The sequence below is a fragment of the Streptomyces longisporus genome, from assembly GCF_039532765.1.
Taxonomy (GTDB): domain Bacteria; phylum Actinomycetota; class Actinomycetes; order Streptomycetales; family Streptomycetaceae; genus Streptomyces; species Streptomyces longisporus.
Map to the genome: position 1 here is coordinate 67,361 of NZ_BAAASG010000006.1, position 21,828 is coordinate 89,188.

Genomic DNA, 21,828 nt, shown 5'->3' on the forward strand with positions numbered 1-21,828 from the left:
GGCTGAGGACATGCCCACCGAGCACGACTGGATCACCACGCCCGTCACCGCCGAGCTGCTGCGCGGCGCCCTCGACATCGAGCGCACCGAGCACGGCGTGCTGCCGCACCGGCTGCCCGCTTGGGCCCGCGCCCAGTGCACCGATCCGCAGCTGGCCAGCGCCGAGTCCCAGCCCACGGGCGTACGGCTGGCGTTCCGCACCCGCGCGACGGCCGTCGAACTCGACGCCCTGCCCACCAAACGCGACTACGTCGGCGCCCCGCCCCGTCCCGACGGCGTCTACGACCTCCTCGTCGACGGCCGCCCGGCCGGCCGGGGCAGTATCGCCGAGGGCAACACCGTGACCATCGACATGGTCGCCGGCACGGCCGAACTGCGGCCCGGCTCCGTGGGCACGCTCCGCTTCCCCGACCTGCCGGACGGGGAGAAGGACGTCGAGATCTGGCTCCCGCACAACGAGACCACCGAACTGGTGGCCCTGCGCACCGACGCCCCCGTGGAGCCCAGCCCGCCCAGCGGCCGCAAGGTGTGGCTGCACCACGGCAGTTCGATCAGCCACGGCTCCGACGCCGCGAGCCCCACCACCACATGGCCCGCATTCGCCGCCTCCCTGGGCGGCGTCGACCTGATCAACCTGGGTCTGGGCGGCAGCGCCCTGCTCGACCCGTTCACCGCACGCACCCTGCGCGACACCCCGGCCGACCTGATCAGCGTCAAGATCGGCATCAACCTGGTCAACACCGACCTGATGCGCCTGCGCGCCTTCACCCCCGCCGTCCACGGCTTCCTCGACACCATCCGCGAAGGACACCCCACGACACCGCTGCTGGTCGTCTCGCCCATCCTGTGCCCGATACACGAGGACACTCCCGGCCCCACCGTCCTGGACTTCACTTCCCTGAGCGACGGTCAACTGCACTTCCAGGCCATGGGCGATCCCGGGGAACGAGCGAGCGGGAAACTGGCCCTCGGCGTCATCCGGGACGAGCTGGCCCGTATCGTGACCCAGCGGGCGGTCGAGGACCCGAACCTCAAATACCTTGACGGCCGCGAGCTCTACGGCGAGTCGGACCACGACGAACTGCCCCTGCCCGACCAGCTCCACCCGGACGCCGACACCCACCTCCGCATCGGTGAACGCTTCGCCTCGCTGGCCTTCGCTCCGGGCGGCGCCTTCGCAGGCCACATCGCCTGAAAGGCCCTCTCCCGTCGCACGCACCCGTAGGCACGCAACCACCGGGCACCCGTGAGGTAACGTCCCCGACCGAAACGCCGAGGTCGATGCGATGGACGAGGAGAAGGCCGAGATGGCAGGCCGAAAGGACGGGGCCCGCCCTGACGAGGTGACGGGCGCCGACGGCGGGCCGACGTGGGCGCAGGAACTGCTCGACCACCTGCGCCCCACGGGCCGGGACATCCGCAGGGTCGTCGCCTGGCTCGCCGACGCGGTGCAGGGGACGGCCTGGCTGCAGGACGGCACCGGTCGGCTCCTCGCCGGAACGCCGACACCGCTGGACGAGAACCTCCTCGCGGACCTCGTCTCCGGCCGGATCGCCTCCGCGGCCTGGGACGACACCGGACGTCATCTGCGGCTCGTCCGGGTGGAGCAGCCGCAGCCCGCCCCCGTCGGCGTACTCGCCGTGTGCCGTCCGGCCCCCTTCGACCGCCGGGCCTCCGAGATCGTGACCCACACCGCCCAGGTGGTCGAACTCCTGCTCAGGGCACGGGAGTCGACCACCGCCGGACGCCGCCTCCAACGCGCCACCTCCGATCTGCGCCTGGCGATCCTGCAACTGCTGATGGTCGAGGACACCGTCTCCGCCCGCCGCGTCGCCGCAGGTCTGTGGCCCGGCCTGCTCGACACCGACACCGCCTGCGTCTACGTCCTCGAGGGCTGTGCCGAGGACCGCGACCGGCTCGCCGAGGAATGCCTGACCGCGACGGAGGAGCAGGTGCTGGTCGTGCGCTGTCCCGCCGTCGATGCGCACGTCATCGTCGTCGCTCCCGACGACACGGCCGCCGGGGAACTGCGCTCCCTGATCGGCCGCTGGCCGGGCACCTTCCTGGGCGGCAGCGCCCCGCAGAACCTCGCCCGCACCGCCACCGCCTACGGACAGGCCGTGAGTGCGCTCGCCGTCGCCCGCTTCCGGTCCGACAAGCAGGCCGTGTACGCCGAACGCACCCACCCCGAGCGCCTCATGGACCCCGCGCAGCTGCACGGCTGGACGACCCATGTGCTGCGTCCGCTGGACACCCTGGCGCACCACACCCGCGCCGAACTCCTCGCCACCACCCGGCTGGGCCTGGAGTTCACCGCCGTCAACGCCGCCAAGGTGCTCGGCGTCAGCCGCAACACCGTGCGCGCCCGCATGGAACGCGTCGAGGCACTGCTGCAGACGGACTTCTCCGATCTCGCCGCCCGCGCCGTCGTGCACCTCGCGCTCAACACCTGGATCGGCCTCGCGACGGAACACCACGAGACCGGCCCCGCCGCAACGGGGCACCCCCGGCTCGGCGAGCTGCTGTCCGGGCCCGCCCTGCGCGCCTGGGCGAGCGACCTGCTGGCACGTCTCGATGCCGACGCCCGTGATCTGCGGCGTACCCTGCGCACCTGGATCGCCGCCGGGGGCAACGCCGAACGCGCCGCGCAGATCCTGGGCGTGCACGCGCAGACGGTACGGGAGCATGTGCGCAGCGCGGAACCCGTCCTCGAACGCCAACTGCTCGCCGCCGGCAGCGACCTCTACGAGGTCGTCCTCGCTCATCTGGCCCTCGGCGACCTCGACCATCCCGACGTGCGCCGGGCGAACCGGGACCATCCGGACTCACCTGTGCACGGGTGAGCCGTGCGGACACCGCAGCGGGCATCGACGCGGTTCACAACGGATCCACCCGGCACGTAAGTTCGACGAACCGCGGGGGCACGACCGGAACGGGGGACCGGTCGGGCCCCCTTGCGTTTCTCCGCGCGCAGCCGCACCGGCACTTCCTGCCGGCCGTACGGCACCTGCCGCAACTCGCCCTCGCGGCCCCTTCACCCGGGTGCACCGACGCACCGATGCGCACCGATCCCGAACGAGCGGCGAACCGAACCGGCAGCGAAGCGTTCCCCTGCCCGCATCTCGTCGGTACGCCGCCCCGGGCGAGGTCGCGCCTCGGACGCGCGATTCGATCGTCACAGCAACAGATTCCGCATCTCACTCTTGATGAGTCAAGGATTTCCGTCGTACGCTCCACATATTCCGTCGTTCTCAGAGTTCGGGGATCCCATGGACCGCGCCCGTTTGCAGGACCTGCTCGCCCGTGAGATGGAGCAGGCCGCCCATCGCTGTCCGCGTTCGAAAGACGCCTATGCACAGGCCGACCACCTCTTCGGGCGAGTGCCGATGACCTGGATGAACAAGGCGGCGGGCGCCTTCCCCCGCTACCTGGCCACCGCCCGCGGCGCCCGCGTCACGGACATCGACGGGCACGAGTACGTCGACTTCTGCCTCGGTGACACCGGAGCGATGGCCGGTCACTCCCCGGCGGTCGTGGCCGATGCGGTCCAGCGGCGGTTCGCCGACCTGGGCGGGGCCACGGCAATGCTGCCCACCGAGGACGCCGAATGGGTCGGTGCCGAGCTGACCCGCCGCTTCGGCCTCGCCCGCTGGAGCTTCTCGCTGACGGCGACCGACGCCAACCGGTGGGCGATCCGGCTCGCCCGCGCCGTCACCGGCCGCCCCAAGATCCTGGTGAACAGTTACAGCTACCACGGCACCGTCGACGAGTCGCTCATCGTCGTCGGCCCCGACGGCAGGGGAGCGGCCCGCCCCGGAAACGTCGGCGCCCCCTGCGACGTCACGCTGACCAGTCGCGTCGCGGAATTCAACGACCTGGAACAACTGGAGCGCGAACTCGCCCATGGTGATGTCGCCGCCGTCCTGATGGAACCCGCCCTCACCAACATCGGCATCGTGCTGCCCGAACCCGGCTACCTGGAGGGCGTCCGGGCGCTGACCCGCCGCCACGGCACCCTGCTGATCAACGACGAGACCCACACCTTCTCGGCCGGCCCGGGCGGCTGCACCGCCGCCTGGGACCTGGAGCCCGACCTGCTCACCATCGGCAAGGCGATCGGCGGCGGCATCCCGGCCGGCGCGTACGGCCTGTCCGCCGAGCTCGCTGACCGTCTCCTCGACCGCGCCGACCTCGACCTGGTCGACATGGGCGGCGTCGGAGGCACCCTGGCCGGCAACGCCCTGTCGGTCGCCGCCATGCGCGCCACACTGGAACACGTCCTGACCGAGGACGCGTTTGCCCGTATGACCAAACTGTCCGAACGCTTCGAAGCGGGGGTACGCGCGGGCATCGACGCCCACGCGCTGCCCTGGTCGGTCAGCCGGCTCGGCGCCCGCACCGAATACCGCTTCGCCTCGCCTGCACCCCGTACCGGCACCGAGTCCGCGGCCGCCACCGACCCCGAACTGGAGGACTTCCTCCACCTCTACCTGGCCAACCGGGGCATCCTGCTGACCCCCTTCCACAACATGGCGCTGATGTGCCCGGACACCACCGACCAGGACGTCGACCTGCACACTGAGGTCTTCGCCGCCGCCCTGGCCGACCTGGCCGGCTGAGCGGCACCGACGGGACCGGGCAAGCAGAGCCGGAACAAGGAGAGCGACGCACGTGGACGACATCGACCGGGCCATCCTGCGCGAACTGCAGACCGACGGGCGCATCGCCTACGCCGACCTCGGCCCCAAGGTCGGCCTCTCGGCCTCCGCGGCCCGCCAGCGCCTGCAGCGGCTGCTGGACACCAAGGCCGTGCAGGTCGTCGGCGTCACCGACCCGATGTCCATGGGCGGGCAGGCCATGGCCCTGCTCGGCATCGGCGTCGACGGCGACCCGCGCGCGGTCGCCGACGAACTGGCCGCTCGCTCGGAGGTCGTCTACGCGGTGCTGACCTCCGGCGGCTTCGACCTGTTCGCCGAGGTGGTCGCGGCGGGCCCGCGCGAACTGCTGGACTTCGTCAACGACGTCGTACGGCCGATCGAAGGGATCCGGCAGATCCAGTCGTTCCCGTACTTCGGCATCCATACGCACCGTTTCCTGTGGGACGTCGGCTGATTGCCTGGTGCGGGACGGGTACTCGGACAGCTCCGGAAGGACTACCGCTGGAGGAGGCCCGCATGACCAGCAGCACGGAGACCGGCGGCGTGACCGGTACGCCGGACAAGGACTACAACCTCATCTGGTACGTGGAGGCGTGCCTGAGCAACGCCCTGCGCCTGGAGACCTACATCCAGGACGCGGAGCGCGAGAAGGACACCGAGGTGGCCGACCTGTTCCGCAAGGCCCAGGCGGACAGCCGCAAGGGCGCGGAAATCGGCAAGGGGCTGCTGCGCGGACGCCTGAACGGCGGCTGACACCGGCTTCCCGACCTCAGGCCCGGCCCCCGTGCACGCCACGGGCGGCCGGGCCTTCCGCATGCCCAACTCCCGTTCGATACCCAGCGTTTACAGAGTTCGGGTCGACGGGCCGAACAGAGTTGCTACAGTGCTACTCGCCGGTAGCAAGTCGTACGGGGCACGGGGAGCCGGCGTGTCGCCACTCCCCGGACGGATGGTCGAGTCGCGCAGTCCGGCAAGGGGGCCGGGCCGCTCGCGGCTGCTGTGCACACGTCTCGCGCAGCCCTCGAACTCCAGTTCCCCGCCCGCCGATTCAGACAGGTGAGACTCTTCCCATGGCCCGTTCCCTGGTCGACTTACTGACCGAGCACGCCACGCAACAGCCCGACCGGACCGCATACCGCTACCTCGTCTCCGGCGACTGCGACGGAGAGATCCAGGAGATCACCTACGCCCGGCTCGCCCGCCGCTGCCGGGCCGTCGCGGCCTGGCTGCAGGAGCGCGGGCTGACCGGTTCCCGCGCCATGCTGCTGCACCCGCCCGGCCTGGGGTTCATCGCCGACTACCTGGGCTGCCTCGCCGCCGGTGTGGTCGCCGTGCCCGGCGTGCCCCCGCAGGGCCGGGCGGACAACCATCGCGCCCTGACCCGTATGAGGCGTCTGCTGGCGGACGCGGACGTCAAGGTGATCCTCGGCGGCCGTGACGTGGTCACCGCCCTGGCCGGCATGGCGGAGCACCTTCCCGAGCTGGCCGACATCACCTGCCTCACCACCGAGGACATCCCCGACGAGGCCGCCGACGCCTGGCGCGCCCCCGACCTCACCCCCGACTCGGTCGCCTTCCTCCAGTACACCTCCGGCTCCACCTCCGCCCCCAAGGGTGTGGCCGTCACCCACGGCAACCTGCTCGACAACGAGCGGATCATCACCGAACGGATGGGCCACACCCCGCAGGTCATCGAGGAGTACGACCGCGAACTGGTCGTCAGCTGGCTGCCCGTGTACCACGACATGGGTCTCATCGGACCGGTCCTGAACACCGTCTACCTCGGCCTCACCACCACCCTCTTCTCCCCGCTGCACTTCCTGCAGCAGCCCGACCGCTGGCTGAAGGCCATCAGCCGCTACCGCCCGCACACCAGCGGCGGACCCAACTTCGCCTACGAACTGAGCCTGAAGCACGCCACCGACGAACTCGTCGACGGCCTCGACCTGAGTTCGTGGAAGGTCGCCTTCAACGGCGCCGAACCGATACGCGCCGCCACCCTGCGCCGCTTCACCGAGACCTTCGCCCCCGCGGGCTTCAGCCGCAAGGCCTTCTACCCCTGCTACGGCCTCGCCGAGGCGACCGTGATGGTCACCGGCGCCTCCGTGGATGCCCCGCCCACTCTCCTCTGGGCCCAGGACCTCGGGCCGCACGCCGGCGAGGCGGATGCGGCCGCGGTCGGCTGTGGCCGTCCCGGCCCCGGCCTCACGGTGACGATCGCGGACCCGGAACAGGGCACGGAACTCCCCGAGGGGCATGTCGGCGAGATCTGGGTGAGCGGAGCCAGCGTCGCCAAGGGCTACTGGCGCAACGCCCTGGCCACCCGCGAGACCTTCCGCGCCACCCTGCCCGGCCGCGAAGGCCGCTTCCTGCGCACCGGTGACCTCGGATTCCTGCGCGACGGCGAACTCTTCGTCACCGGCCGCCTCAAGGACCTGATCGTCATCGACGGACGCAACCACTACCCGCAGGACCTGGAGCTGTCGGCCGAGATGTGCCACCCGGCACTGCGCCCCGGCTGCACCGCCGCCTTCTCCGTCCCCGCAGACGACGGAGCCGAAGGGGAGCAGGTCGTCCTCGTCGCCGAGGTGGCCCCGGACGCCGCGGGCGACTCGGAGAAGATCACCGACCTGATCCGCAGCGCGCTCGGCGAGGCCCACGGCCTGTCCGTGCGCGAGGTCGTCCTGGTGCACCCGGGCACCATCCCCAAGACCTCCAGCGGGAAGATCCAGCGCCACGCGACCCGGACGGCCCACCTGTCCGGCTCCCTCTCGTCGGTCACCGCACCCGCCGCGCGCTGACACCACGCGCCTGCCCGCGCCGCCCAGCGGCACAACTCCCGTACAACGCCCGTCCGGCCACCGGCGGCTCCGTCATGCCCCCACGCGGCCGTATCGCTCGTACGGAAAAACACACCGAGCCCGAGTTCACGAGGACACCTGCCCCGATGCCTGCCAACGAGTCCGCGAAGCGGCCCGCCGAGCCGTCCCTCACCACACCGCAGAGCGTGCGGACCTGGCTGATCTCCGCGGTCGCCGAGACGGCCGGGCTCGACCCGCTGACCGTCGACCCGCACCGGCCGATCGCGGAATTCGGCCTGGGATCACGCCAGTTGGTGACGCTGGCGGCACAGCTGTCCGAACGGATCGGTCGGAGCCTGAGCCCGTCGCTGATCTTCGACCACCCGACCGTCGCGGCGCTGGCCGAGGCGGTGCTCGGTGACGCTCCCGACGCGACGGGGACGGCCGGCCCCCTGCGGTCCGACCGGTCCCCACGGACGGACGACGACATCGCGATCATCTCCATGGCGTGCCGCTTCCCGGGCGGCGCGGACGACCCGGAGGCGCTGTGGCAGCTGCTGGCCTCGGGTGAGGACGTCCTCACCGAAGTACCGCCCGGCCGTTGGAACAGGCAGGGGCTGTACGACTCCGACCCGGAGGCCACCGGCACGGCGTATTCGCTGCGCGGCGGCTACCTGACCGGCATCGACCGTTTCGACGCGGCCTTCTTCGGCATCTCCCCGCGCGAGGCAGCGGCCATGGACCCTCAGCAGCGGCTGCTGCTGCAGACCGCCTGGGAGACCGTCGAAGGCGCCGGAATCGTGCCGGACACGCTGAACGGCAGCTCGACCGGGGTCTACGTCGGCCTGTACGACAGCGGCTACCTCGCCTCCGCCTCACTGGGGCAGCTCGACGGCCACGTCGGCACGGGCTCGGCGTCCAGTGTCGCCTCCGGACGCATCGCCTACTCCCTCGGTCTGCAGGGACCGGCGGTCACCGTCGACACCGCCTGCTCGTCCTCGCTCGTCGCCCTGCATCTGGCGGCGCGGGCGCTGGCGGGAGGCGAGTGCGACCTGGCGCTCGCGGGTGGTGCCTCGCTGCTGGTGACGCCCCGGGCGCATGTCGAGTTCAGCAGGCTGCGCGGGCTGTCGCCGTCCGGGCGGTGCAGTCCGTTCTCCGCGGATGCGGACGGGGTGGTGTGGTCCGAGGGCTGCGGGCTGGTGCTGCTCAAGCGGCTCGCGGACGCACGCCGCGACGGCGACCGCATCCTTGCCGTGATCAAGGGATCCGCGATCAACCAGGACGGGCGCAGCCAGGGACTGAGCGCCCCGAACGGTCCGGCGCAGGAGCGTGTGCTGCGCGCGGCCCTGGACGCGGCCGGACTGCAGCCCGGCGACCTGGACCACGTCGAGACCCACGGCACCGGCACACCCCTGGGCGACCCCATCGAAGTCCGGGCGCTGGCCGCCGTCTTCGGCCCCGACCGCCCCGCGGACCGGCCCCTCGGCATCGGCTCGCTCAAGTCCAACATCGGTCACGCGCAGGCCGCGGCGGGCATCGGCGGCATCATCAAGACCGTGCTGGCCCTCCAGCACGGCGTCCTGCCTGCGACACTGCACGCCGCCACTCCGACCGGGCACGTCGACTGGGCGGACAGCGGCCTGAGCCTCGTCACCAGCCCCCGGGCGTGGCCCCGCGACGAGGAGCGGGTGCGGCGGGCCGGGGTGAGCGCGTTCGGGATCAGCGGGACGAACGCGCATGTGGTCCTGGAGGAGGCGCCTCAGGACCCCGGCCGGCCCGGCGCCGACGAGCCGACGGGGCAGACCCTCTTCCCGGTCTCCGCCCGCAGCCCCGAGGCCCTGCGTGGACAGGCGGAACGCCTCCGGCAGGCGCTCGCCCGGCAACCGCGGCTGCCGTTGTCCGCCGTCGCGTCGACACTCACCCATCACCGCACCCACTTCGAGCATCGGGCCGTCCTCCAGGCCGCCGGCCACGACGAACTGCTCGACGCCCTGCGCGGACTTGCGGCGGCAGAACCGGACCCAGACCTGACAATCGGCCCCCAACAGGCGCTGACAAGCGGAAAATTGGCCTTCGTCTTCCCCGGCCAGGGGGCCCAGTGGGCGGGTATGGCCCGTGATCTGCTCGACAGCGACCCGGTGTTCGCCGACGAGCTCGACCGCTGCGACGCTGCCCTGCGCCCGTTCACCACCTGGTCGGTCACGGCGGTCCTGCGGGGCGATGCCGCCGCGCCCTCGCCCGCGCGCGTGGATGTCGTCCAGCCGGTCCTGTTCGCCGTGATGGTGTCCCTGGCCGCCGTGTGGCGGGCGCGCGGCATACGGCCGGACGCGGTGATCGGGCACAGCCAGGGAGAGGTCGCCGCGGCCTGTGTCGCGGGGGCGCTCAGTCTCAACGACGCCGCCGCCGTGGTCGCGCTGCGCAGCCAGGTCCTGACCGAGCTGTCCGGCACCGGAACGATGGCGGTCGTCGCCCTCCCGTACACCGAGGTCGAGTCCCTCCTGGCCGCACTGGACGGCCGGGTGTCGGTCGCCGCCGTGAACAGCGGCCGCTCCACGGTGATCGCCGGCGACGCCGCACCAGTCGAGACCCTCCTCGCCGACCTCGACCGGCGGCAGGTGTTCGCCCGCCGTCTCGACGTCGACTACGCCTCCCACACGGCCCACGTGGACCCGGTCCGCGCGTCGATCCTCGACGAACTCGACGGCGTCACCACCTGTCCGACGTCCGTCGCCTGGTACTCGACGGTCACCGGCGAACCGGTCACCGAAGAGCTGGAGGCCGGCTACTGGTACAGCAACCTGCGCGAACCGGTCCGCTTCGGGCCGACCGTGCAGCGGATGGCGGCCGACGGTTACCGCTGCTTCGTCGAACTGAGTCCCCACCCCTCCCTGCTCACCGCCGTCACCACCGTCGGCGAGGAAGACGGCCACGACCTGGTCGCCGTCGGGTCGCTGCGCCGCGACGAACCCGGCCCCGCCTGCCTGGACCGCGCGACCGCCGAACTCCACGTCCAAGGCCGCCCGATCGACTGGCGGCGCCTCGTGCCCGACAGGGGTGCCGCCGACCTGCCGACGTACGCCTGGGACGCACAGCGCCACTGGACCGAACCCGACACCACCGCGAACGGACCCGCCCTCTTCGACCGCGCCCCCCACCCGGTCCTCGGCATCCAGTTGCAGTCGGCCGACGCAACCCGCTGGACCTTCCGCAACGAATGGTCCCCGGCCACCGCCGCTTGGCTGCCGGACCACACCGTGTTCGGACAGACGGTGGTGTCCGGCACCACCCTCATGGAGCTGTGCCGCGCCGCGCTCGCCGTAGCCCGACCCGATGCCCGCGACGATCTCGCCGACCTGCTGCTGCTCGCGCCCCTGACGCTGCCCGTTTCCGGCACGGTCGAGGTGTCGGTGGAGGTGGACACCTCCGCCCCCGTGCCGGAGATCACCGTGCACAGCCGCCCACGCGGCCAGGAGACGGCCGGCTGGACCCTGCACGCGACCGCGTCGGCGGCCGGACCCGGCCCCGAGGAGCCGAGCACGCCTGCGCCCGTGTGGCCGCAGGCGGCCGATGAGGTCTGGGGCGAGGACACGTACGAGCGGCTCGCCGCGCTCGGGCTCGGCTACGGCCCGGCCTTCCGAGGCGTGCGGTCGGTCGTCGCGACCGGCGAGGACGAACTGCTGGCGCGGCTCGCCCTGCCATCCGGGACCGGGGATGCGGCCGAGGCGTATCCGCTTCATCCGGCGCTCCTGGATGCCGCGTTGCAGGCGGCCGCCGCCTTCGACACGTCCGCGGGCCGGGCGCTGCTGCCCGTGGCGGTGGGCCGCTGCGTCCTCCCTCCGGGCGGGGCCGGCGAATTGACCGCGGTGGTGCGGCGTACCGGTGGCTCCGGGACGGACCTCGTCCTGGACGTGGCGCTGTGGGACGCGGACGGCATCCCGGCAGGCCGCCTGGAAGGCGTACGGCTACGGGCCGCCGACCCGTCGGACCTGCGCGCGGGCTCGGAGCACGCCCGGCACCTGTACGAAGTGGCGTGGACGGCACTGCCCGCAGCGCCCGCCGCAGGCGAGCGGGCGGCCTGGACGGTGATCGGTGACCACTCGGACCCGGACGTCGAGGCGATCGTACGCGGCCTCATGGCGGCGGGAGTCGAGGTGCGCGAGTCGGGTGCCGACACCGTCGTACGGCTGTGGCCGCGCCCGGCAGTGGACGCCGAACAGGCGGCCGTGGCAGGCGAGTTGGCGGCTCAGGCCCTTATGGAAGTGCAGGAGCTCATCGCCCTCGCGCCAGGCGAGGCGCCCGCGCGGACCCTCTGGGTGACCCGTGGTGCGGTCGCGACCGGCGACGCCGACACTGTGCCGGGTCTGGCGCAGTCGGTGCTGTGGGGCTTGGCCCGCAGCACCCGCAGCGAGCACCCCGATCTCGGACTGACTCTGCTCGACCTCGACCTCGACGGCGACCTCGACAGCGCTCACGCCGCGACCGCGATGGTCGCTGCCATCACGTATGCCGAGGAACCGGAAATCGCCTTGCGAAACTGCGAGTTGCTGGCCCCGCGACTGGTGCGCGCCCGCCCGGCCGACGTGCTGCGGATCCCGGCCGGGGACTGCTACCAGCTGACCGGCATTCCGGCCGAGGTCACCCTGCGCCCGGCGGTGCGTCAGGCGCTCGGGCCCGCCCAGGTGCGGATCGAGGTGCACGCCCTGGGCCTGCATTCCCCACACATCTCCTGCGCCGGTGTGCTCGCCGAGGTCGGCCCCGAGGTCGAGGGCCTGGCGTGCGGTACGCGGGTCGTCGTCCTCGCCGAGGCCACGCCCGGGTCCGAGCTGGTCGCGGACGCGCGGCTGGTCGCCGTGGTTCCGGAGGAGCTGTCGTTCACGGCCGCCGTCGCCGTGTCACCCGCGGCCGGGGGTGAGCGGTTGGCCGAGGCCCTGCGTGCTGCCGTCCATGCACCCGGGCACCCCCAGGTCTTCCCGGTCACCGCCGCGCGCGAGGCGGTACGCCGCCGAGAGGTGTCCGGGCGCTCCGTCATCCTCGACCTCGTCGGCCGACCAGCTCTCGTGCCCACCGACGGCACGGTGCTGATCACCGGCGGCCTGGGCGCCGTCGGCCGGCAGATAGCCCACCTGCTGGCCGAACACGGAGTTCCGCGGCTGCTGCTGGCCTCACGTCAGGGGACAGCCGACCCGCGCGCCGCCGAGGTCGTCGAGGAGCTGGCCGCACTCGGTGTCGACGTCGAGGTGGCCGCCTGTGATGTCGCGGACGCGACCGCCGTGGCCGATGTGCTCGCCGGCGTCGGCGACGCGTTGCCGCTGCGCGGTGTGGTGCACTGCGCCGGAGTCCTGGCCGACGGCGTGATCGCCGAGCTGACTCCCGAACGACTCGCGCAGGTGCTGCGCCCCAAGGTCGACGGCGCAGCCCATCTGCACCAGCTGACCGCCGAGCTGCCGCTGGAGCTGTTCCTGCTGATCTCGTCGGCCGCCGGCGTCGTCGGCAACGCCGGGCAGGCCAACTACGCGGCCGCCAACGTCTTCCTCGACCAACTGGCCCACCACCGCAGGGCGCTGGGCCTGCCCGCCGTCTCGATCTCCTTCGGCGCCTGGGCCGGCGAGGGCCTTGCCGCCGAACACGCCGACCTGGAGCGGATGGCCCGCCTGGGCCACCACGCCCTCACCCCCGAGCAGGGCCGCGCCCTCGCGGAGCTCTCCCTGCGCCGCGGCACGCAGCACCTGCTCGCCTGGCACCTGGACCTGCCCCGCCTGCGCGACAACGCGGCGGCCACCGGCGCGCTGTGGACCTCCCTGCTGTCCTCGCCGCGCCCCGACCGGCAGGCAGGCCGGGGACTGGCAGACCGTCTGGCCCGGCTGCCGGAGACCGAACGCGCCGCCCGGGTCCGGGAGCTGGTGTGCGAGGAGGCCGCCCGCGCCCTGGGCCTGCCCTCGCCCCGGTCGGTCCGCCCCGACCAGCCGCTGCGCGACCTGGGCATGGACTCCGTGACGGCCGTCGACCTGCGCAACCGGCTCGGCAGCCGCATCGGGGTCCGGCTGCCCGCCACCCTGCTCTTCGACCACCCCACTCCCGCCCGCCTCGCCGATCACCTGCTCGGCACCGTGCTCGCAGCGGACGGCGGCAGGCTGCGCCCCAGTGTGCCGGACGGGCCGCAGGCCCGCACGACGGCGGCCGCGTCCGACGAACTCGTGGCCGTCATCGCGACGGCCTGCCGCCTGCCGGGGGCGGTCGGCTCCCCGCAGGAGCTGTGGCGGCTGGTCGCGGAGGGCCGTGACGCGGTGGGCCCGTTCCCCGCCGGGCGCTGGGACGTGGAGGCGCTCTACGACCCCGACCCGGAGGCGCCGGGCAAGTCGTACGCCCGCGAAGGCGGCTTCCTCGACGACATCGACTCCTTCGACGCGGCGTTCTTCGGCATCACACCGAAGGAGGCCGAGGCCATGGACCCGCAGCAGCGGCTGCTGCTGGAGACGGCCTGGGAGTCCGTGGAACGCGCCGGGATCGTGCCCGCCGAACTGGCGGGCAGCACCACCGGCGTGTACGTCGGCATGTTCGCCGGGGACTATCTGGCCGGGGCGCGGCTCGACCAGCTGGACGGTTACGTCGGCACCGGCTCGGCCCTGAGCGTGGCCTCGGGCCGGCTCGCCTACACGCTCGGGCTGAACGGCCCGGCCCTGACCGTGGACACGGCCTGCTCGTCCTCCCTGGTGGCGGTGCACCTGGCGGCGCAGGCGCTGCGCTCCGGCGAGTGCGACCTGGCCCTGGCGGGCGGGGTGACGCTCATGGTCACCCCGCAGACCTTCGTGGAATTCAGCCGGCTGCGCGGTCTGTCCCCGACCGGCCGGTGCCGGTCCTTCTCGGATGCAGCCGACGGCGCGGTCTGGGCCGAGGGCGCCGGAATGGTCGTACTGAAGCGGCTGAGCGACGCCCGCCGCGACGGGGACGAGGTGCTGGCCGTACTGCGCGGGACCGCGGTGAACCAGGACGGCCGCAGCCAGGGGCTGTCCGCACCGAACGGTCCGGCGCAGGAACAGGTGATCCGGCGGGCCCTGGAGCTGTCCGGACTCGCCCCGGCCGACATCGACTACGTGGAGGCCCACGGGACCGGCACCACACTCGGCGACCCCATCGAGGCGAACGCCCTCGCGGAGGTCTTCGGTGCCTCGCGCCCCGCCGGTCGGCCGCTGTACCTGGGTTCGCTCAAGTCCAACATCGGCCATGCGCAGGCGGCTTCGGGCGTGGCCGGGCTGATCAAGGTGATCCAGTCGCTGCGGCACGGGCTGCTGCCCCGCACACTGCATGCCGACACCCCCAGCCGCCATGTGGACTGGGCCGACAGCGGGCTGCATGTACTGCGGGAGGCGGTGGCCTGGCCGGCGGGCGAACGGCCGCGGCGCGCCGGAGTGAGCGCCTTCGGTATCAGCGGAACCAACGCCCATGTGATCGTGGAGGAGGCGCCGCCGGTCGACCCGCCCGCTGCGCGGGGCGAACCCGCGCCGTCCAAGTGGCTGTTCGTGCTGTCGGCGCGCACGGACGACGCGGTGCGTGGGCAGGCCGCACGGCTCGCCGAGCACCTGAGCGGTGACACGGCGCTGCCGGACGTGGCCCACACTTTGGCCAGGCACCGCAGCCACTTCGAGCGGCGCACGGCGCTGGTGGCAGGTGACCGGGACGAACTGCTGGCAGAACTGAAGGAGTTGGCCGGTGGGCGACGGCCCGTGGCGGCGCGTCGTGAGGAGCTGTCCGGCAAGGTGGCCTTCGTCTTCGCCGGGCACGGCGGCCAATGGCCCGGTATGGGCGTGCAGTTGGTGGCCGACTCGGATGCCTTCCGCGAGGAGTTGGCCCGCGTGGACGAGGCGGTCCGCCGGCACGCCGGCTGGTCGGTCCTCGACGTCCTGCGCGCCCCGGAGGAGCTCGCCCCACTCGGCCGGACCGAGTACCTGCAGCCGACCCTGTTCGCCGTCAATGCGGCCCTGGCCGCCGCCTGGCGCGCGCTCGGTGTCGCCCCGGACGCCGTGGTCGGGCACAGCCTGGGCGAGATCACCGCCGCCTACAGCGCGGGCGCCCTGACACTCGGGGACGCCGTGGCGGTGGTGTGCGGGCGCGCCCAGACGGCCGTACCGCTGGTCGGCAAGGGCGGCATGCTCGCCCTGGAGCTCTCGCGCACCCGGGCGGAGGAGCTGCTGGAGCCGTATGCTGGGCGGCTGTTCGTCGCGGCGGTCAACAGCGGGCAGTCCACGGCCGTGTCCGGCGACGCGGACGCGCTGAGCGACCTGCTCGGCCAGTGCCAGGAGCTGCAGATCCCGGCGCGGCGGCTGTCCACCCCCTTCGCCTCGCACACCCCCCTGATGGCAGCGCTGCGCGACGAGCTGCTCGACCGCATCGGCACCGTCCGGGGCACGCCGACCGCGACGCCGCTGTACTCGACCGTCACGGCACAGTCCGTGCCGGGAGACCGGCTGGATGCCGGTTACTGGTACCGCAACCTCAGTGAGCCGGTCCGCTTCGGGGACACGATCCGGCGGATGCTGGACGACGGGTACCGGTACTTCGTCGAGCTCAGCCCGCACCCCTCGCTCGGCTCCGCCATCGAGTCGGTCGCCGCAGAGGCCGGATTCGACGCCGTGAGCGTCGCGTCCCTCCGCCGCGAGGAGGGCACTCTCGAGGACCTGCTGCACAGGGTGGGGGAGTTGTACACGGCCGGGCACATCCCCGACTGGCAGGCCCTCTTCCCGGCCGGCCGTCGCGTCGACCTGCCCACCTACGCATTCGCCCGCGAACGCCACTGGCGTACACCGGCCTCCTCGACGGGCGGCCTCTCACCGCTGCTCGGCACGCACATCGAGGCCAGCGACGAGGCGGACCGCCACATCTTCCAGACCGAGATCGACCTGCGCGACCACCGCTTCGCCTATCTCACCGACCACCGCGTCACCGGCGAGGTCTGGCTGCCCGCCGCGGCCTTCCTGGACATGGCGCTTGAGGCCGCATCGGCCGTGCAGGGCGGCGGCGAAGTGGCCCTGGCCGACGTCCGGTTCGACCAGCCGCTGCGTCTGGACGCCCAGCGGCCGGTGCGGCTGCAACTGGTCCTGCGGCCCGCCGAGGACGGCGCGCGTCACTTCACCATCGCCTCGGCCGCGGCCTCCGCGCGCTGGGAACGGCATGTCACCGGGCGCGTCACGCCGGTGAGCGGCGAACGAGCCCCGAACGAGCGCGAAGCACCGGCTGCCGTGCGCGAACAGTGCGGCCAGGAGGCCGACCTGCCCGCCGTTCACGCCCAACTCGCCACCCTCGGCATCGAATACGGGCCGGCCTTCCGAGGTCTGGAGCAGGGCTGTTCCGGGGAATCCGCCGCGTGGGGAAAGCTTGCACCGCGGCCCGCCGCCGGTCATCTGCTGCACCCGGCCGTCCTCGACGCCGCCTTCCACACGGCCGCCCTGCCGCGCGACACACCCGCAGGCCGGGCCTTCGTCCCCGCCGGAGCCGGACGGCTGCACTTCACCGGACGCAGGACGACCCCCGTATGGACGACGTGCCGACTGCGCTCCGTGGACGGCGACAGAGCAACCCTCGACCTGCGACTGTACGACGAGGACGAGCAGCTCCTCCTCGCGGTCGAGGAGTTCGAGCTCGCCGCGCTCTCCCCCCTGGACGGCGCACTGTTCGAGACCCGCTGGCAGCCGCGCCGGCCTGCAAAGCAGGCGCCCACCCAGGGCAGTTGGCTGATACTGGCGGACGAGACGGGCGTCGCCGCCGAACTCGCCGACCGGCTCGACGCTGCTTCGGTGCCCCATGTGATCGCCCACAGGGGCAGGGCGTACGACGTCCAGGGCCGCGGCCGGTACGTGCTCGACCCGGCCGATCCGCAGCACCTGGGCCGTCTGCTCGACGACGCCTTCGCGGACGCGGCACCCGAGCGCATCGTGCAGCTCTCCGCGCTCGACGCCCCGGCGATCGGCGATGCGCGCACCGCGCGGGAGGCGGCGCGGCTGTGCTGTCTGAGCACCCTGCATCTGGTACGGACGCTCACCGACCGGGCGCAGGGCCCGGCGCCCCGCCTGTTCACGGTCGTCCGCGGCAGCCAGGCCGCCGGCGACAGCACCCAGGTGACCCGTCCTGAACAGGCACTGGCCTGGGGCTTCGGGCTGGCCCTCGCCCAGGAGCACCCGGAGCTGAGGACCACCCTGATCGACTTGCCGCCCACCGACGGCGTGGACGCCCTGTGGACACAACTGCGGTACGCCGACGACGAACGCCTCCTCGCGCTGCGCGGCGCGGACCGCCTGGTGCCGCGTCTGGCCCGCACCCGTCCGGACGACGGCGCCCGCGACGGCGCCAGCCCGGACGGCGTCCACCTGATCACCGGCGGTCTGGGCGGCCTCGGCCGCGTCGTCGCCGAGCGGCTGGCACGGCGCGGCGCCCGCAAGCTGGCCCTGCTGGGCCGCAGCGCGCCGACCCCGCAAGCGGCGGCCTGGATCCAGGGCCTGGAAGAGCGTGGCGTCACCGTGCACGTCGTCCGCGCCGACGTGGCCGACCGCTCCGGTCTGACGGCCGCCCTGGACGCCGTACGACGGGAAGCCGGAGCGATCACCACGGTCGTCCACACCGCGGGCGTCCTGGACGACGCCACGGTGGCGAATCTGAGCGACGAACGCGTCCTGGACGTCCTGGCCCCGAAGGTGCTGGGCACCACCCTGCTCACCGAACTCGTCCCCGAGGCCGAGAACCTCGTCCTGTTCGCCTCCGCGGCCGGCCTGCTCGGCTCGGCCGGGCAGAGCCCCTATTCGGCGGCCAACGCCTTCCTCGACGCCTGGGCCCACCACCTCTCCCTCGCCGGGAGACGCGCGCTCAGCCTGGACTGGGGCGCGTGGACCGGCGTCGGCATGGTCGCCGCCGACGCCACCCGGGCCGTGGAAACCAGCCGCTCGGGCCTCGTCGCCTTCACTCCCGCCGAGGGAGGCGAAATGTTCGACCGGGTCCTGGCCACCGAACGCCGCCAACTCGCCCCCCTCGCCCTGGACTGGGAACTGCTCGCCCTCGACCCCGACGCCGGACGCACCCGCCCCCTCCTCGCCGACCTGGCCACGGTCCCCACGGGTCCGCAAGGCTCCGACGACCTGGTCCAGCAGGTGTTCGCGGCCACGACGCACGAACAGCGCACCGAACGGCTCGAGGCATATGTGCGTGCCAGGGTCGGCCAGGTCTCCGGCGGCGCCGTCGATGCCCTGGCCACCACGGCCCTGAAAGAACTGGGCCTGGACTCCCTCATGCTGGTGCGGCTGCGCAACGCCTTCGCCCGCGAGCTGGGCGTCGAACTCCCGTCCACGGCAGTCTTCTCGGCCACCGACATCCGAGGCCTCGCCCAGGCCCTGGCCGCAGCCCTGCCCGAACGCGGCACAGCGGCGCCCCAGACCGAAGCGGCCACCGAAGTGCCGGAGAGCGAACTACGCCCGGCCACCCGCGACGTCGTCCGCCTGCTGCGCAGCGCCCGCCCGGACATGCCGGCCGCGGCCCATGCCGTCGGCCTCGCCGTACGGCTCACCACCGCGACCACCCGTGCCACGCTGACCGGCATCCTCACCCGCCTGGCCGCCCGGCACGCGGCCCTGCGCACCGCGATCGTCACGGGGAGCGAGGGAGGCAGGCAACTGCGGGTGGAGCGGGAGCCCGCCCAGCCGCTGCTGCGCTGGACGGCCGTACCCGCAGCCGAGGAACTCGACGCCGCCGACCGGCTGCGCCGGCTGCTGGAGCCGCCGTTCGACCTCGCACAGCCGCCGCTGTGGCGGTTCGAACTCCTCGACGGCGGTGAGCGCGGCCAGATCCTGCTGTACGGCGCCCACCACGCGGTCAGCGACCTGCAGTCCCTGCTGCTGGTGGCCGCCGAGACCGACACCGAGCTGTCCGGCACCCTCCTCACGGGCACGGTCACCAACCGCGACCTGGACCTGCTGATCGAGGCGCAGCAGCCGGCGGAGGGCCCAGGAACCGGTGCGGCCGAGTGGCGCGAGGCCTTCCACGGCAGCGAGCGCCTCGACCTGACGCTCACTCACCCGCGTCCGGCCGCACGCTCCTACCGGGCCGGCAGCGTGAGCGTGGCGATGCCCGACGGCCTCATGGAACGGGTGTCGGCGGCCGCGAGCAGCCTCGCCGTCACACCCGCCGCCTTCTGCCTGGGCACCCTGACCGTGCTGCTGGCCAGGCTGCGGGAACGGGAACGCTTCGTCCTCGCCGTGCCGGTCGACACCCGTATCCACGCCGACGCGTTCGACGCGGTGGGCTTCTTCGGCGTACCGGTGCCCTTCCCCGCCGAAGCGAGGGCGCAGGAGCGGATCGAGGACGTGCTGCGCCGCACCGACAGCCGCCTGGAGAAGATCCTCACGAAGGGCGCGATGTTCTCGGACGTCCTGCCGGTGCTGGCCAGACAGGGCCTGTACCGGGCCGACGCGCCGCTGGTGGAGGTGTACTTCAACTACGTCCGGGCCGCGGGCACCCTCACCGGCCTGGACGTGCTGCCGGCGGGGACCGGCTACTCCGACCTCGACCTCATGATCACCGTGACGCCGGAGGCCGGCCGGATCCGGCTCGACCACAACCTCGACATCCTCGACACGGCCACGACCGCCGGGCTGGGGGAGGAGCTGGTGCGGCTGCTCGCGCAGACGGCCGAGGACGCCTCGCAGCCCGTGGGTACGACGCCTGCCCTCGGCGAAGAGGCCCCCGCGGCGTCCGCTCCGCGCCCTGCACTCGCCCTCGCCGCCACCTTCGCCCTCGGCCACCTGCCCTCCATGTGCGAGGCGGCCCTCAACGACAGCGTGCCGGACGGCACGGCGACGACCATTGCGGAAGCCCCCTACCACCACGTGCTGTCGAGCCTGCGGGATCCTTCCGGCGTCTTCGCCGACCCGGCGACGGCAGTGGGCGTGGTGCTGCTGCGCGCGGCGGACCTCGAGCGGTTCGGGCCGGTGGACGACGCGCTGCTCGCCGAGCTGCGCACCGCCTACCCCGCCGCCCTGCGGGCCTTTGCCGAGCGCACCCGTAAGCCGGTGATCGTCGGCTTCCTGCCCGCCGCACACACCCCGGAGCGGTTGCAGCGCTGGGAGCGGGAACTCGCCGCCGAGCTGGCCGAGTTGCCCGCAACAGCCGTACTCGGTCCCGACGAGTGGACCAGCCTGCACTCCGTCGATGAGCGCTTCGACGAACGCACCGATCGCCTGGCCCACCTCCCCTTCACCCCTCAGTTCCAGGCGGCCGTCGCCCTGCGCCTCGCCGGCGTCGTGCAGGCCGTGCGCCGCCCCGCTCCGAAGGTGATCGCGGTGGACGGCGACGAGACCCTGTGGGGCGGGGTGGCCGGGGAGATCGGCCCCGGGGCGGTGGACCTGACCGGCCCCCGGGCGCTCCTGGCACGCAGGTTGCTCCAGTGGCGTGCGGCCGGCGCGCTGCTGGTGCTGGTCAGCAACAACGACGAGGACACCGTACGGGCCGTCCTGGACCGCCCGGACAGCCTGCTGAAGACGGAACACTTCAGCGTGCTCTCCGCCGCCTGGGGCCCCAAGCCGGACCGCCTCGCCGAGGCGGCGCACACGCTCAACCTCGGCCTGGACAGCTTCCTGTTCCTCGACGACAACCCGGCCGAGATCGCCAAGGTCCGTTCGGCGCAGCCCCAGGTGCTCTCGGTCACCTGCCCGCCGACCCCCGAACTCGAGGCGTTCCTGGGGCGGTTGTGGCCGCTGGTGCCTTCCGCGGCGACGGCCGAGGACGCGCTGCGCGCCCGCTTCTACGAACAGGAACGGGAGCGGGACGCCGCCCGCGAGCAGGCCGGCTTCGAGGAGTTCCTGGCCGGGCTGCAACTGGAGGTCGACATCAGGCCCCTGACCGCCACGGACGTCCCGCGGGCCGAGCAACTGGTGCGCCGCACCAACCAGTTCACCCTCCACCCGCGCTCCGACGACGGCCTCGACGTCGCCCGCTGGCGCGAGCACGGCGAGGTGTGGACCGCGGCGGCCCGGGACCGGTTCGGCGACTACGGCCAGATCGCCCTCCTCGCCCTGCGGGCGGACGGCGACCTGCTCGACGTACCGGCCTGGCTGATGAGCTGCCGCGCCCTCGGCCGGGGCGTCGAGGAACGCCTGCTGCAGTGGCTGGCCGACCGCGCCGGGGAACTCGGCTGCACCAAGGTCCGGCTGACCGCGCAGCGCACCGAACGCAACGCACCGGCGCGCCGGCTGCTGGCCGCCCTGGGCGGGGGAGCGCAGGACGACCAGCGCCTGGAGTGCGTGGTCACCCCCGAACACCTGCGGGCGTTCCGCTCCTGGCAGCAGTGACCGGTGACGAAGCAGACATCAAGAGGAGAGGAACCGCGGAAATGG

At 73.0% G+C, this 21,828-nt stretch carries 7 protein-coding genes; all 7 read left to right on the forward strand.

What is annotated here, in order from left to right:
- Positions 1-10: 10 nt before the first annotated feature.
- The 7 genes from ABD355_RS10180 to ABD355_RS10210 all read left to right on the forward strand — a co-directional run bounded on the left by ABD355_RS10180 (position 11) and on the right by ABD355_RS10210 (position 21,783).
- Positions 11-1,195, forward strand: a complete 1,185-nt coding sequence (locus ABD355_RS10180; RefSeq protein ID WP_344399850.1) for an SGNH/GDSL hydrolase family protein — start codon at positions 11-13, stop codon at positions 1,193-1,195.
- A gap of 112 nt (positions 1,196-1,307) precedes the next feature.
- Complete coding sequence (locus ABD355_RS10185; protein ID WP_344400101.1) at positions 1,308-2,843, forward strand: helix-turn-helix domain-containing protein; 1,536 nt, start codon at positions 1,308-1,310, stop codon at positions 2,841-2,843.
- Between the two features lie 426 nt (positions 2,844-3,269).
- Positions 3,270-4,619, forward strand: a complete 1,350-nt coding sequence (locus ABD355_RS10190; protein WP_344399851.1) for a transaminase — start codon at positions 3,270-3,272, stop codon at positions 4,617-4,619.
- A 52-nt stretch (positions 4,620-4,671) separates the two neighbouring features.
- Positions 4,672-5,112 carry an Lrp/AsnC family transcriptional regulator gene (locus ABD355_RS10195; protein WP_344399852.1) on the forward strand — a complete coding sequence of 147 codons (441 nt, stop codon included), beginning with the start codon at positions 4,672-4,674 and terminating at the stop codon, positions 5,110-5,112.
- A 62-nt stretch (positions 5,113-5,174) separates the two neighbouring features.
- Entirely contained in the window at positions 5,175-5,411 is a 237-nt protein-coding gene (locus ABD355_RS10200) for a hypothetical protein (RefSeq protein WP_099926203.1), read from the forward strand.
- A 317-nt stretch (positions 5,412-5,728) separates the two neighbouring features.
- Positions 5,729-7,459, forward strand: a complete 1,731-nt coding sequence (locus tag ABD355_RS10205; protein WP_344399854.1) for a fatty acyl-AMP ligase — start codon at positions 5,729-5,731, stop codon at positions 7,457-7,459.
- Between the two features lie 146 nt (positions 7,460-7,605).
- Positions 7,606-21,783: an SDR family NAD(P)-dependent oxidoreductase gene (locus ABD355_RS10210; protein WP_344399855.1), complete on the forward strand. Its 14,178-nt coding sequence runs from the start codon at positions 7,606-7,608 to the stop codon at positions 21,781-21,783.
- Positions 21,784-21,828 lie beyond the last annotated feature (45 nt).